The sequence below is a fragment of the Polycladospora coralii genome, assembly GCF_014773435.2.
Lineage (GTDB): Bacteria > Bacillota > Bacilli > Thermoactinomycetales > Thermoactinomycetaceae > Polycladospora > Polycladospora coralii.
This window is the reverse complement of the sequence record NZ_JACXAG020000002.1, coordinates 338,976-352,132: the sequence shown is the minus strand read 5'-3', so window position 1 is coordinate 352,132 and position 13,157 is coordinate 338,976. Positions and strand designations below refer to the sequence as shown.

Annotated in this window: 15 protein-coding genes, 2 pseudogenes and 1 other annotated feature; of the genes and pseudogenes, 6 read left to right on the top strand and 11 right to left on the bottom strand. The window is 37.8% G+C overall.

What is annotated here, in order from left to right; all coding sequences use genetic code 11:
• Positions 1–195: 195 nt before the first annotated feature.
• The 5 genes and pseudogenes from IC619_RS05925 to IC619_RS05905 form a co-directional block, all read right to left on the bottom strand.
• Positions 196–1,122 carry an alpha/beta hydrolase gene (locus IC619_RS05925; protein WP_191139015.1) on the bottom strand — a complete coding sequence of 309 codons (927 nt, stop codon included), beginning with the start codon at positions 1,120–1,122 and terminating at the stop codon, positions 196–198.
• A 53-nt stretch (positions 1,123–1,175) separates the two neighbouring features.
• Positions 1,176–1,523, bottom strand: a pseudogene (locus IC619_RS05920) (sigma-70 family RNA polymerase sigma factor); the annotation flags it as partial.
• 172 nt (positions 1,524–1,695) lie between these two features.
• A complete protein-coding gene (locus tag IC619_RS05915) occupies positions 1,696–2,133 on the bottom strand; it encodes an ATP-binding protein (protein ID WP_191139017.1) in 438 nt (145 codons plus the stop codon).
• Positions 2,134–2,154: 21 nt separating this feature from the next.
• Positions 2,155–2,876 (bottom strand): annotated as a pseudogene (locus tag IC619_RS05910) (tRNA(His) guanylyltransferase Thg1 family protein).
• The gene (locus IC619_RS05905; RefSeq protein WP_191139018.1) at positions 2,869–3,117 is read right to left on the bottom strand and encodes an antibiotic biosynthesis monooxygenase family protein; all 249 of its coding nucleotides are present in this window, start codon (positions 3,115–3,117) and stop codon (positions 2,869–2,871) included. The pseudogene IC619_RS05910 and the gene IC619_RS05905 overlap by 8 nt, the downstream one beginning before the upstream one ends.
• Positions 3,118–3,361: 244 nt before the next feature.
• Between IC619_RS05905 and IC619_RS05900 the strand changes: the two genes are divergently transcribed.
• The 4 genes from IC619_RS05900 to IC619_RS05885 are packed head-to-tail and all read left to right on the top strand — an operon-like array spanning position 3,362 to position 5,269.
• Positions 3,362–3,685: a PadR family transcriptional regulator gene (locus IC619_RS05900; protein WP_191139019.1), complete on the top strand. Its 324-nt coding sequence runs from the start codon at positions 3,362–3,364 to the stop codon at positions 3,683–3,685.
• Positions 3,678–4,229: an HAAS signaling domain-containing protein gene (locus IC619_RS05895; RefSeq protein ID WP_191139020.1), complete on the top strand. Its 552-nt coding sequence runs from the start codon at positions 3,678–3,680 to the stop codon at positions 4,227–4,229. Before IC619_RS05900 ends, IC619_RS05895 begins: the two co-directional genes overlap by 8 nt.
• A gap of 1 nt (position 4,230) precedes the next feature.
• Complete coding sequence (locus IC619_RS05890) at positions 4,231–5,037, top strand: DUF4097 family beta strand repeat-containing protein (protein WP_191139021.1); 807 nt, start codon at positions 4,231–4,233, stop codon at positions 5,035–5,037.
• A gap of 34 nt (positions 5,038–5,071) precedes the next feature.
• Positions 5,072–5,269, top strand: coding sequence for a YwbE family protein (locus IC619_RS05885; protein WP_191139022.1), 198 nt, complete (start codon positions 5,072–5,074; stop codon positions 5,267–5,269).
• Positions 5,270–6,046: 777 nt separating this feature from the next.
• On the opposite strand, the gene IC619_RS05880 is transcribed toward IC619_RS05885, so the two are convergent.
• Both IC619_RS05880 and argS read right to left on the bottom strand, forming a co-directional pair.
• The gene (locus IC619_RS05880; protein WP_191139023.1) at positions 6,047–6,223 is read right to left on the bottom strand and encodes a hypothetical protein; all 177 of its coding nucleotides are present in this window, start codon (positions 6,221–6,223) and stop codon (positions 6,047–6,049) included.
• 388 nt (positions 6,224–6,611) lie between these two features.
• Complete coding sequence (argS, locus tag IC619_RS05875; RefSeq protein ID WP_191139024.1) at positions 6,612–8,297, bottom strand: arginine--tRNA ligase; 1,686 nt, start codon at positions 8,295–8,297, stop codon at positions 6,612–6,614.
• A gap of 53 nt (positions 8,298–8,350) precedes the next feature.
• Positions 8,351–8,561: a binding site (T-box leader), on the bottom strand.
• A 213-nt stretch (positions 8,562–8,774) separates the two neighbouring features.
• On the opposite strand from argS, the gene IC619_RS05870 reads away from it, so the two are divergent.
• A complete protein-coding gene (locus IC619_RS05870) occupies positions 8,775–8,969 on the top strand; it encodes a YwbE family protein (RefSeq protein WP_191139025.1) in 195 nt (64 codons plus the stop codon).
• Between the two features lie 35 nt (positions 8,970–9,004).
• On the opposite strand, the gene IC619_RS05865 is transcribed toward IC619_RS05870, so the two are convergent.
• The 3 genes from IC619_RS05865 to IC619_RS05855 form a co-directional block, all read right to left on the bottom strand.
• Complete coding sequence (locus IC619_RS05865; protein ID WP_191139026.1) at positions 9,005–10,789, bottom strand: M3 family oligoendopeptidase; 1,785 nt, start codon at positions 10,787–10,789, stop codon at positions 9,005–9,007.
• 108 nt (positions 10,790–10,897) lie between these two features.
• Positions 10,898–11,452: a hypothetical protein gene (locus tag IC619_RS05860; RefSeq protein WP_191139027.1), complete on the bottom strand. Its 555-nt coding sequence runs from the start codon at positions 11,450–11,452 to the stop codon at positions 10,898–10,900.
• 10 nt (positions 11,453–11,462) lie between these two features.
• The gene (locus IC619_RS05855) at positions 11,463–11,741 is read right to left on the bottom strand and encodes a hypothetical protein (RefSeq protein WP_191139028.1); all 279 of its coding nucleotides are present in this window, start codon (positions 11,739–11,741) and stop codon (positions 11,463–11,465) included.
• 125 nt (positions 11,742–11,866) lie between these two features.
• Here IC619_RS05855 and IC619_RS05850 point away from each other — a divergent pair, with 125 nt between their 5' ends.
• Positions 11,867–12,607, top strand: a complete 741-nt coding sequence (locus IC619_RS05850) for a sulfotransferase family 2 domain-containing protein (RefSeq protein WP_191139029.1) — start codon at positions 11,867–11,869, stop codon at positions 12,605–12,607.
• Between the two features lie 44 nt (positions 12,608–12,651).
• Here IC619_RS05850 and IC619_RS05845 read toward each other — a convergent pair whose 3' ends face one another.
• Positions 12,652–12,987, bottom strand: coding sequence for a hypothetical protein (locus IC619_RS05845; RefSeq protein WP_191139030.1), 336 nt, complete (start codon positions 12,985–12,987; stop codon positions 12,652–12,654).
• Between the last annotated feature and the right edge of the window lie 170 nt (positions 12,988–13,157).

Here is a 13,157-nt window from a genome sequence, read left to right as displayed (position 1 = left end):
AATTTGAAGTTACTTGCAGCATAGCCTTTCGTTTTACATGCACGCATGCTTGACAAAGGAATAGAAAGTCCGCTCCGCTAAAACCTGACGGCATCCGCTTCTTCCTTTAGTTTTTGTCTATGCTATTAAGTAGCTTCTTCTAGGCATTTCATTCAAAAATATCATTTCTAAATTACAATCAACGAGCACCACAGATTAATGATTGTATCGACCTAACCATTCGATAATATCTTGGTAAACCTCTTCTTTATTCAATTCATTTAACATTTCATGTCGTCCATTCTGATAAAATCGATACTCTATATGCTTAAATCCCGCTTTTTTATAATGATCAATTGTTTTGTATACCCCTTTAGTATTAGCGCCCACTGGATCTTCTTCACCTGAAAAGAAGTAAATAGGAAGTGATTTTGGAGCTTGCGCAAGCAAATCGGGTTGATCTAATTTTTTCACTCCATTCAATAAATCCCTGAAAAAAGCAGCTGTAGAAATTTCACCACAGAGCGGATCCAGAATATACTGATTCACAACCTCTTCATCACGACTTAGCCAATCATATGGTGTACGGGTGGGCTTAAACTTACGGTTAAATTGTCCAAAAGAGAGCTCATTCATTAACACACTACGCGTACGCCCCCCCTTTATGGCAACTTCTAGTTTTGCTACCTGTATACCTAGTGTACTTACTATCCCCTGATCGCTCCCTGTACCTGATAAAATGAGTCCTTTAATTTCATCACCAAATCGTTGTATATATCTTCTTGCTAAAAATGATCCCATACTATGCCCGAATAAGAATAGCGGAAGGCCAACATGATCTTTTTTGATGATCGTTGACAGATGCCCCATATCAGAGACCGTTTGCTCCCATCCATTCTCATCACCAAAATGACCTAACTCTTCTTTCGAATCAGCAGTTTGTCCATGTCCGCGATGGTCATTTGCATATACGATGTAGCCATTTCGATTTAGTTCTTCTGCAAAATGAGCATATCTTCCAGAATGCTCACCCATGCCATGGGCCAATTGAATAATTCCCTTGGGATTGTCATTTGATATCCATTTATTTACAAAAATTGATTTACCATCTGTAGCTTCAAAGAAAAAGGAAGAATGAGCCATTACACCTTCACCTGCTTTCAGTCATATCATTTCCTTTATTGTAGCACGCTTGACATTAAGATTTCATTCTCAATGCACCGTGCTGCGTAAGTGGCTAATTTGGTTCCCTTATTCGTTTGATAAGATTCAATTGCTTTTATTAAGCCGATTGTACCGATTGAAATTAAGTCCTCTGTATCCTCACCCGTATTTTCAAATTTCTTTACAATGTGAGCTACTAACCGTAAATTATGTTCAATCAATAAGTTACGGGCAATTTCGTCTCCCTCACCCATTAACTTTAAATTTTGTTCCTCGTCCTTCTCAGATAAAGGCTGTGGAAAAGCATTATTCTTAATGTACGAAACAAACACGAATATTTCTTTAAATAATACTGCCAAAGCGGTCAACATCCCCACCATTTACCGAACCCCTCCATCCACTACCTCCTATACCGTTATTAGCCTATGAAGTTGGAAACACATTTGTGATTTACTCTTTACACTTATATGTCAAACAGCAATTGTCCTATTGCTTTTAATCAGAATTTCATTTTATATATGGTCGAGCAGTGTCTCCATTTCCAAACTTACCTTACGACTTCCTCTCAACAGAAAAAGTACGATCTAACATTTTGACATGGTAAACCTTATCAAAGCCTTCATCATAATGAGGTGAATGTAATTTGTGAAGTGTACTTTTGAGACCAATAATCGGAATCTGTTCATCTTGAATTCGTTGCGCATTACGTTCAACTGATCCTTTATAGTCCGGCTCAAAGTAATAACCAATTACGCGAAAATCATGTTGCTTAGCCCATGTGATATATTTTTTACGGTCTTCGATTGTCGGATTCGTATTATCTACTACACAAGGTTGTTTAGCACGAAAACAAGCATCTAAGATAATATTTTCACGGTGTCTAGTACGTAACATATCTAGATTTATTCGAACATGGGTACGAAAAAAATTTTCTTTATAAAAGGTTGATTTTCCACTTGCTTGTATGCCCATAAATATTACGATTTCCAATTTATTAACCACCTATTTCTTTTAATCTCCGTTGTTTCGATAGATAAACTGATTAATGTATGTTCGCTCTTTCGTAAAGATGGGTGTATCATGATCCACTTCCCATCGATTACGTGTCACGTCTCCTTTCTGAAATGGCATCTTGCGAATACAAACTCCTCTCTTTTTCCATATAGGTAAATCATTCCAATTTACCCCTTTTTCTTTCATTAACTTATCTTGAAGTCTGAACTGATCAAGTCCAGTTAGGTCTCCTTGAGAAAAATGATTTTGCGCCAACATTGAAATGCTATTTTTAGTAGCATCCTTTTGTCTCCAAATGAAATAGTTCATTACTTCATCTGGTGGCAACACCCAAGCCCTACTATCGAAGATTGCCAGAGGGGACTCCGGATATATCTTTTTCATTTCTTCATTAAACTTCGCAGTGGCCATTGAAGCGGATACAGAAGCGATTTTTTGTAAGTTATTTTTGAACCAAGATTCAGATGATAATTTTTGATTATTTGTAAGGAGGAGGGATATTTCATCGCTTTGATGATAGATTAACTGACACCCCATGATCTTCTGTCCCAAATATGTAGAGTTAACCCTTCATCATATGGTTTTTCCATTCCTTTCGTATAAGTATGAAAATGGCAACCATCCAAACGAATGAGAACGGGGAGTCGACGTGGTAAGTAAGTTCGATATGCATTTTCATACGCTTTCATACGGTCACCAAAGTGATCTTTTTTATTCATTATCTTGCTTCCCTTCATTTCGATTAAATCGATATGTACGCTCTACTTTACAAATTTGTATTTCATAAGATTGATACCATCTTTTTATACCCTGTTTTTGAGCGATTTGATGTGTTGATTGCTGCCTCCAATTTCTTAGGGCTTGTTCATTTTTCCAATACGATATTGTAATTCCTTTCGCGCTATCCATTCCTAGATAACCTGGTTGGTTCACCAAAATACTTTCTATCTCATTCCGCATGTCATCATCCCCTGTTAAATCCTCTGTTCTACAGCATAATAAGGGGCTTGTTTCATCTGTACAGTTCCTCATTTCATGATTTTGGCACTATCAAGTCGATTTGTCTTATTTTAGCATATATAAAAATATTAGTACCTTGCAATAAATAATACTGTATGTTATTTTATACTCAAGTCATATTACAATATTGATCCGTACAATAGAGAAGTTCATACTGATCAATAATTGAATAGGTGGATGTAAAATGAATATTCAATTTAAAAAGGGTGTTTTAGAGCTATGCGTCCTCGTATTATTAGATAAACATGAGCGTTATGGCTATGAATTGGTACAAATTATTTCTAATCAAATTGAGATTTCTGAAGGATCGGTATACCCTTTGCTCCGCAGATTAACAAAAGAGGAATATTTTACGACTTATTTAAAAGAATCTAGTGAAGGTCCTCCTCGAAAGTATTACAGTCTGACTGAAAAAGGGCGTATTTATCTACAAAAATTGCTCGATGAATGGAATTTATTTACACAAGGCGTTAATCAAATTATTCAAGAAGGTGGGAACTATGAATAAAGATCATTTTTTAAACAGATTGGAAACGGCGTTACATCCTTTGTCTGATACAGAGAGAAATGATATCTTAAAAGATTATGAAGAATACTTTTCAATTGGATTAGCGACCGGAAAAAAAGAAGAGGAAATTACTCAATCACTTGGCTCTCCCTCGCAAATCGCGAAAGAGCTGCTTGCAACTTATCATGTTGAAAAAGTAGAAGCAAACGTAAACACACAAAATTTGCTTCGGGCCATCTTAGCTGTGATTGCACTCGGTTTTTTCAATTTCATTTTTGTTTTAGGCCCCTTATTTACAATATTAGGTTCGGTTTTATCCGGCTGGTTAGCTAGTTTCATCCTTTTAATCGCTCCCTTCTTCCTTTTACTTAAAAACATTTTCATTCCAGAAAATTTTTTGTACTTTGAATTATTTATATCTATAGCTAGTTGCGGTTTAGGTATTTTGGCTATGTGGGGTATGTATTTCGCAACGAAGGCACTTTGGAAATTATTTATTCGATACTTAAAATTTAATATCTCTGTTATTAGAGGAGGATTATAAGATGTTTAACAGGCGTATGTTCGTCATCATCGCTTTCTCACTTATAGTAATCGGTGTGCTAGGGGCATGGTTCACTTTTCCTATTTCAATCACAAGTGCTCCTTTCAAGGTGGACAAAGTGATATCTGGAAAGCCAATCGATACAATCCTCTTTGATTCAACAGAAGCCAATCTCACTATTGTGCCCACAGATCATTCAGACATTCAACTTTCTTTACGCGGGAAGGGGGACAAGTTCAATGAGAAACAATTTGTAGTAAACACTTCAGATTCAACACTTAAAGTGACCTTTCAAATAGAGGATTCCAAGTGGTATGATTTTTATACATGGGAACAAACTCCATCTTTACATGTACAATTACCCAAAAAAATCTATCAGTCACTCTACATAAAAAACCATAATGGGTCAATTGAAGTAACGCAACAACAAATTAAGGAGATGAATATTCACGCTGCTAATGGTGCGATCATTTTTAAGCAGATTGAATCTAGTCAAATTGAAACTTCGTCAGTAAATGGACAAATTCAAATGCAAAACGTAACCGGAAACATCAATGGGGAGACTGTAAATGGAGAAATCGATCTAGCTTTGTCTGACCTAAACCGCACATTAACGCTATCGAGCGAAAATGGATCGATACTCGTTAAAACAAAACAAAAGCCTGTTAATAATACTATTCATGCACAAACAGTTAATGGTAGAATTAACTTATTCGATCAATATACAGGAAGTGCCTTTTTTGGAGAAGGTGATCACAGAGTTCAACTTAAAACTACAAATGGTAGCATTGATGTCTTACAAGAATAATAAATTACTTACATCAATATATATGGAGGCCCAAATGGACGGACAAAAGAGAAATGAAATTCACAGTGGGCTTACTGTGAAAATCGTTTTGAAGCAGGATCAACGCACTGGAAAGCTAACAACTGGTATTGTAAAAGATATTTTAACCAATTCGCCTACACATCCGCATGGTATCAAAGTAAGACTGACCGATGGTCAAGTCGGTCGTGTAAAAGAAATTGTAATCGAGTAGTAGAGGGTGGAAGCCCGCGTGCGAATTTTCCGTACAGAGCTCTTCAGAAATGGTTTCACAACACGGCGTATGTATTCAATCTGTGAAAAGGTATGAAATTATTGGTTGTGCAATTAGAAACAATGATTTTATTTGCTGGAATTGATCCCATGGCACTTTACTTTTCTGACTGCATCTACTAAGCATTCGTCGCCAGCAATCTACTCCCGAAGGAACAATGGAGAAAATCCTGTTCATATACCGCAGAGAAAATATCAATTGTATATCTCTGTAATGCTCGATCTGTCACAGAAGGTATACGCCTAAGAGGCGTTTTTTTCCTGATTTTGATATCCAAACTCTCCTCACTGCTGGTGGCTGATACCCTTTGCGATGTATAGCAGGGGTTAAAATATTTTTACTAAGTGCTTGATTGAAAATTAAATTTTGCTATTAAAGAAGAGCTGTTCCTTAAGTGGATGTACTACTTAAGGAACAGCTCCATTACCATGTGTGCACGGCATTTTAGTCAGATCCCCCAGGTATGAACCCATTCTTTCCCTCCATCTACCCACCTCATTTACATTCTCTACCCTTTGGAAGCAAAGACTTTGTCTTGTTTTATAGACGCATCTAACCAGAGTTCGCCTTATATGAGATTCCTGTTCGTCGGACCAGAGGTTTTCTACCCATTTCCTTCAGATTCTACCTAACGGTAGACACACTTGTCTTAAGCTAATGATTACTGGCCACTTTCACTATTCAGTGCTTTCACCCTATAAAATAGTTTTTGACTTATCAAAGAGAGTCTGTTTCCTCATTCAGTAGAATTAGATCGATGACTTCAGATTCATAATAAGGCACTAGAGGAATGTTTTGACACTTCCACGGCTGAAGCCGCTGGGATTCTTGAGCGGTTAACATCCGCAATTCGTTTCCGCTTTGGACAACACTCAAGCTATGGGGTTGTGCCATTACCCCATCCTGTACAGTTATTATCCTATCTAAAGAAAACCAATCGTCCTTACGTTATATGGAAAACCCTTGCAAAAGGAACGAATGGTACTCCTTCCGTTGTATTGGTGTCAGGGGGCGTTCTCACTGAAGCAACTTCCGATTTCAAGAATTCCAAGAGTTTCAGTCGATTGTATTTTTCCCTGGGGAGGATTATGAAATCGTGATTAGTCCTAACTTTGTCTTGACCTCAACCAGTTATAAGCCCAATCCATCAATTCATTCGATACCAAGTTGTTTAATTAAGAAAATACTAGAACTTGGAGGGATTCAAAAGTATGGAAAAATATATCTCACTTATGAGTAAGAAAAAGAACAGCTATTTCTCAGACTGTTCTCTTTCTTATTCTTACATCGCAGTTGGTGCTTGTATCCCGAGTAATCTTAGACATTCTTTTAAGACTGTGGCAACTGCATAAACCAAATGTAGCCTCACTTCTTTTTGATCGGAATCCAAGATCCGTACCTTAGCATAGTAGTGATTAAATGTACGTGCGAGGTCTAAGGAATAGCGTGAAATTTTTGATGGATCATAATCATTCCATGCCTGTTTTACAACTTCACCAAATTGAGAAAGATGTGTGATAACTGGCCATGCTTCGATCTCATCAATCGTCTGACCTATTGATGGCGTAAAATCTCCGGCTTTTCGTAATAAGGAATGACAACGGGCATGTGTATATTGAAGGTAAGGTCCTGTCTCTCCATCAAAGTTCAGCATTTGTTCAAAGGAAAATTCGACATCATTCGTACGGAAGTGTTTTAAATCTTGGAAGATTACGGCACCAATTCCCACCTGTCTCGCCACCTCATCCTTATTTTCCAAAGATGGGTTCTTTTCTTTGATGATTTGTTTGGCGAGTTCAACCGATTCCATTAACACTTCTTCTAACAAGATGACTCGACCTTTTCTCGTTGACATTTTCTTTCCATTTTGAAGCATCATACCAAAAGGAACATGGATCATATCCTTTGCCCAATCAAACCCTGCTTTCTCTAACACTAGTTTGAGTTGTTCAAAATGTAAGGATTGTTCGCTACCCACAACATACAAAGAACGAGAGAAATCAAAATTACGTTTTCGGTATAAGGCAGTAGCAAAATCTCGCGTGGCATAGATGGTAGCTCCATCAGATTTTTGAATGATACAAGGAGGAATATCATGTTCATCCAATCTGACAACGAGGGCTCCTTCACTCTCTTGGAGTAACTGATTCTTTGTTAGGATATCTACCACTTCATCCATTTTGTCATTATAGAATGCCTCTCCCTGTAGATAATCAAAAGACACTCCCAACAGATCATAAATACGAGAAAATTCCTGTATTGATTCTTCCCGGAACCACTCCCAAAGCTCTCGTGTTTGTGGATCTCCATCCTCTAGCAATTTAAAGTAGCGTCGTCCTTCATCATTTAACTCTGTATGATGTTGCGCTTTATCATGAAATTTCACATAGAGACGAAGCAACTCGATAATGGGGTGTTGTTTCACTTTTTCTTTCTCGCCCCATTTTAAGTAAGCGGCAATGAGTTTTCCAAACTGAGTACCCCAATCGCCTAAATGATTAATTCGAACTGGACGATATCCATTCTTCGCTGAAAGGTTTGCAATTGCATTTCCGATCATTGTTGAACGGAGATGTCCCATCGAAAAAGGTTTGGCAATATTCGGTCCAGACAAATCGATCGGTACATAGGCATTGGATCCATCTGTATTAGAGCCATAGTTTCCTTTTTTCGTGATGATCTGATCTAAAATACCACCACTCACTTCCTTTCGATTTAAGAAGAGATTGAGGTAAGGACCAATAACTTGAATATCAGTAACTAAAGGATCCTGGATCTTGGTTGATACTTCCTTTGCAATATCATGTGGAGACCGCTTCAATTGTTTGGCAAGCAAAAAACAGGGAACGGCAATGTCACCGTGATCAGCATTCTTTGGTGTCTCTAAAATCAGGGGCGGTGAGTCTTCTTTTTCAGGAATAGGCATAGCTGCAAGTATGATTTGAGTCAAGGTTCCTTTCAAATCCATCAATTATTCCTCCTGGGTAAAATCGTATTAAAAAAACTCGTCATCCTTATCAAAAAGGAGACGAGTTTACCCGCGGTACCACTCCGGTTGCATTTCAAATGCCACTTTCATCTATTAATAACGGGTTAGATCCCCGATTACGCCTACTCGATTCAACGTAATATCTCGTGAGTGCGGTTCAGAATCGTACGGTTACTAGGCTCACAGCAACCCTAGCTCGCTGAAAAACGTTCAGATTCTTACTCTCTCAGTCATAGATATTTTATTTAGATGTAATTATTAGAAGCATTCTATCAAAATCAAATAGATATGTAAAGGAGTGGTTAACGTGCATTCTCAAAAACAAACTTTAGATGAAGTTGTAGAAAAACTGTTGAATGGATTATAGCTCTATGGCATTGCATGTAACGGTTCAATTGTTCGAAGAGATCTCCATACATATTAATATTACTTACATCAATATGTATGGAGGCCCAAATGGACGGACAAAAGAGAAATGAAATTCACAGTGGGCTTACTGTGAAAATCGTTTTGAAGCAGGATCAACGCACTGGAAAGCTAACAACTGGTATTGTAAAAGATATTTTAACCAATTCGCCTACACATCCGCATGGTATCAAAGTAAGACTGACCGATGGTCAAGTCGGTCGTGTAAAAGAAATTGTAAAGTAAAAGCCTCAGCTCTATAGTGAGCTGAGGCTTTTACTTTACTGTTCATCAGTAAGTGCTAAAAATTCTTCAACATCTGTCATCACTAAATCGATGGCATTTTTCCAAAAGTCAGGTTGAGTAAGATCGATCTGTAAATGTCGCTCTGCTAAATCTTCTACAGTCATGCTTGCAGTATCACGTAACAAATCCACATATTTTTCTCCAAATCCTGTCCCTTCTTCTATAGCTCGTGCATAAATCCCGGAGCTGAAGAGATAACCAAAGGTGTATGGGAAATTATAGAAAGGAACATCCGTCCCGTAAAAATGGAGCTTTGAAGCCCAAAAATGAGGATGATAGCTACCGAGTGTATCCGCAAATGCCTCTTTTTGTGCGGCAATCATTAATTCACATAATGATTCAGTGCTGACAGCCCCTTCTTTTCTGGCCTCATAAAAGCGATTTTCAAATAAGAAGCGAGCATGTATATCCATTAAGAACGCTACAGCTTGATCGATCTTCTCCGCCAATAAGGTAATCTTTTCCTCTTTCGTTTTTGCTGCTTTAATTGCTGCATCAATTACAATCGTTTCAGCAAAAGTTGAGGCAGTTTCCGCCACATTCATGCGATACTGTTGTGCAAACAGAGGCAGATCTTTCATCACGTAGGAGTGATAAGCGTGACCCAATTCATGAGCTAGTGTAGATACACAGTTAGAAGATCCGCTAAAAGTCATAAAAATGCGTCCCTCAGAAGCAACTGGAAACTCGGTCATAAATCCACCGGGACGTTTTCCATTACGATCTTCTGCTTCAATCCAACCACTGGAAAGGGCCATCTCAGCAAAATCAGCCATATCCGTGTTAAATTTGCGGAAATGATTAATGATAAATTCACATGCCTCATCATAGGTGAACGATTTACCTTCACTACCTAGTGGAGCATAGATATCTAACATGCCTAATTTATCAATACCAAGCATTTTCGCTTTCCGTTCCATATATGGCACAAGTCTATGCTTTTCCTGTACAATGGAGTTCCACATCGCATCTAATGTATCTGCTGTCATCCGATTATTGGCTAACGGCTCTTTTAAAACATGATCCCACTTACGATGCTTATATAATTGCAAACGATATCCTGCGATGTGGTTAAGAGAGGTTGCGCACAACTCTGCTTCGTTCTCCCAAGCACTCTCCCAGATTTCCGCTACTTTAGCACGTACTCCGTTGTCTTTCGTAGCAAACTTATTTGATAGTTGTCCTACTGAGAGGGATGTGGTTTCTCCATTTTCCTCATAAGGGATTTGCATACGCCCAACGATTGTATCGTACATCCCTGACCAAGCATGGTAGCCATCTACACTTAAATCTCCGGCTAACTCTTCTTGTGCAGGAGAAAGCTTCTCTTTCGCTTGAGCGCGCTTTTCTGAAAGCACAAATGCAATTTTCTCCATCTCTGGATATTTTAATAGGTTAGTCCAAACCTCAGATGAAATATCAATGAGTTTACTATCTAACGTCGCGTTTACTGCATTAAAGATAGCGCCAATTTCATGGATCTGACCAAGCAGAATTTTAGCTTGCTGGTCTTTGACATCTTGGGCAATTAAACACTCTACAAAGGAATACATGTCTGCGTAGTAACTACCATACTTTTGCAGTCTTTGTAAGATTTCATATAAGGTAGATGCTGTAATTTGATCATCGATTTTTTGCACCACTTCTTTTAGTTCAGATAAGCTGAGCTTGGTCTCTTCAATTCGCTCTAAAAGTGCTGGTGAAGCACTACCTCCAGCATAAATATTTTCTAAGTTCCAGTTAAGTGGGAATTTACGCAATGTACATCATCCTAGCTTTAATTTTTTAGAAAGCACAAGAGATCGTATGTATAATTTATGAATTATGCCCATTCTATCATTATTAGGAGGATTCTCACAAGAGAAGATTCATTGACTTAGCGCTTGTATACACAACTCTCTAATCTTCCATAGTTCCTTGAAATCAAAGGGTTCATGCTGCTTAGCTAACCATTTTTGCAAATATTTTTGATGTTGATCTATTTTATAACTTCCAATTTGATCAGGACCAATCTTCCATTCATCTATGATCATGTCCAAAGGATTCTCTTCAGGTTGAATCCGTCTGGTAAAATCATAACGTGAGCCTTCATATTGCAAATAGCAATGTGCTTCAGGAATCGCGTCCAGATGATACTTAGCTAAAACTTCTCCGACACCTGGTGTATTATGCGCATTCATCATATATATTCCCATGTATAAATCAACTGGTTTTCGATGTTCTCTTGCAAGCTGAGCTAGCAGCGCATGTTTGGAACTACATGTCCCTCTTTTCTCCAGTAAGACCAACCTATAGTCAGGTTGTGCGTTACGAGCATAGGGAAGCTGATACACAAATTGAATCGCTGCTGTAAAATCAGATATACCCATACGGATAAATGCACAAGAGATCTCTTCTTTGGATTCTAAGATAAAGTTTAGCACCAAATCCTCCTCAATACTCTCCTAAGTCTGTAATACTCTCCAATTCCGCAAACTGCTGATCTAATACATCTTCTAAATACATATTCCAATGTTTTGCAATCATATTTACTGCTTCATCAATATGATTAACCCTTGTTTGATCGTTTTCATAGCGAATGATCCAGCTAACTGACATCCCTTGAAAAATTCGATCTACTTCAATATATTTTCCTTTTTTTGAAGTTGTAAAGTGTAAGGGTTCTCCCACTTTCATCTCTTGTAATAACACTTTGATTTCTAGTTCCTTCATCCCACATTTCCTTTCGATTATCTCGTAAATAAGAGTCTATTTTCGCTAACATAGCCGAATACCAGATGCATTTTACACCAGAAAACCATATGTTTGTAGTATCAGAAAAAAAGGGGGATCATGTGATGTCTAAGAAGCTACTCATTTTCACTCACATTCCCAAAACCGGTGGCATAACAATGCGAAGCATTGTGCACAAGCAATTTAAACCGCATGAAATCCTTCATATCCCTATAAATGCCAAGATTAATAAACTAAATCATATGAGCCCTATGATGGCTGCTCGAATTAAGTGTGCCTATGGACATAGTCGTTTTGGTGTTCATCACTACTTTCCACATACGCATGTGCAATATATGACCATGCTCCGAGATCCCTTGAGTAGAATCTTATCCGCCTACTATTTTATTCGCTCAAGTCGAGTCAATAATTTAAAAGCAGTGGTTAGTCAAATGAGTTTTGAAGACTTTATCCAATCTAAAATTCCGCGCATTGCAAATTCGGTCAGCAATCATCAAACTCGTTTTTTATCCGGTAAAAATAACCCTGACCTGACCTTAGCACTACACAACATGGATAAGTACTTTTCCTTTGTAGGGATTACGGAGTTATACCCGCACTCTGTTTTTCTATTAAATCACCAAATGCACTGGAAACAACGCGCTTATTCTAAAGAAAATGTGACGAGGAAAAAGCCTAAACATACACCACTTTCATCCAAGACCATTTCATATATTAAACAAAAAAATGCGATGGATTATCAGCTGTACCAGACGGCTTTGGAACGACTCAAACAAGAAATAGATCAACTCTCCCCGCTACAACGCTTACAGTTAAGACGCTTTGTATCTTACCACGGAGGATGAAATGGTATAAAGCATTAGCTGAATAAAACAGCTAATGCTTTATACTATCTAGAGAACGGATATTGATTAGGTGGAACAAATGTATTTTGTCCTTGGTAATTCTGTTGTGGATGATTTGAATGTCCATAAGGCATTCCGCCTTGTGGCGGATATGGGTGATTTGATGCCATCTGTTGCTGTTGTTGTACTGCTTGTTCCTCTTCAACTTCTTCTTCTAGCTCTTCCATACCAAATTCACTTAACACCCGTTTCGCTAGACCTAATTCATATTTAATAATTTCTTCTTCTTCTTCTGATTTCATCAATAAGTTTTGATATTGAAGAATCGCTTCCTCAATCAAATCTAGCTCTGCCTTTGTCAAATTAACGGTGATTTTCATTCTACCTACCCCTTTAATTATTACAAACCAACATGTGATTCTCGGTAAATGTAATCGCTCTCTATATCATAATCTCATACAATTAAATAAACAACCAGCGTTTAGTCAGGTTGTTATCAAAAAATCGTCTAATTTAATCGAATAAATGATAAATACCATGGAATATTTAA

Excerpts from the sequence above, each read along its gene's own strand:
- IC619_RS05925 (WP_191139015.1), bottom strand. The coding sequence starts at position 1,122 with ATGGCTCATTCTTCCTTTTTCTTTGAAGCTACAGATGGTAAATCAATT.
- IC619_RS05905 (WP_191139018.1), bottom strand. The coding sequence starts at position 3,117 with ATGCGGAATGAGATAGAAAGTATTTTGGTGAACCAACCAGGTTATCTA.
- IC619_RS05900 (WP_191139019.1), top strand. The coding sequence starts at position 3,362 with ATGAATATTCAATTTAAAAAGGGTGTTTTAGAGCTATGCGTCCTCGTA.
- IC619_RS05895 (WP_191139020.1), top strand. The coding sequence starts at position 3,678 with ATGAATAAAGATCATTTTTTAAACAGATTGGAAACGGCGTTACATCCT.
- IC619_RS05890 (WP_191139021.1), top strand. The coding sequence starts at position 4,231 with ATGTTTAACAGGCGTATGTTCGTCATCATCGCTTTCTCACTTATAGTA.
- IC619_RS05885 (WP_191139022.1), top strand. The coding sequence starts at position 5,072 with ATGGACGGACAAAAGAGAAATGAAATTCACAGTGGGCTTACTGTGAAA.
- IC619_RS05880 (WP_191139023.1), bottom strand. The coding sequence starts at position 6,223 with ATGGCACAACCCCATAGCTTGAGTGTTGTCCAAAGCGGAAACGAATTG.
- argS (WP_191139024.1), bottom strand. The coding sequence starts at position 8,297 with ATGGATTTGAAAGGAACCTTGACTCAAATCATACTTGCAGCTATGCCT.
- IC619_RS05870 (WP_191139025.1), top strand. The coding sequence starts at position 8,775 with ATGGACGGACAAAAGAGAAATGAAATTCACAGTGGGCTTACTGTGAAA.
- IC619_RS05855 (WP_191139028.1), bottom strand. The coding sequence starts at position 11,741 with ATGAAGGAACTAGAAATCAAAGTGTTATTACAAGAGATGAAAGTGGGA.
- IC619_RS05850 (WP_191139029.1), top strand. The coding sequence starts at position 11,867 with ATGTCTAAGAAGCTACTCATTTTCACTCACATTCCCAAAACCGGTGGC.
- IC619_RS05845 (WP_191139030.1), bottom strand. The coding sequence starts at position 12,987 with ATGAAAATCACCGTTAATTTGACAAAGGCAGAGCTAGATTTGATTGAG.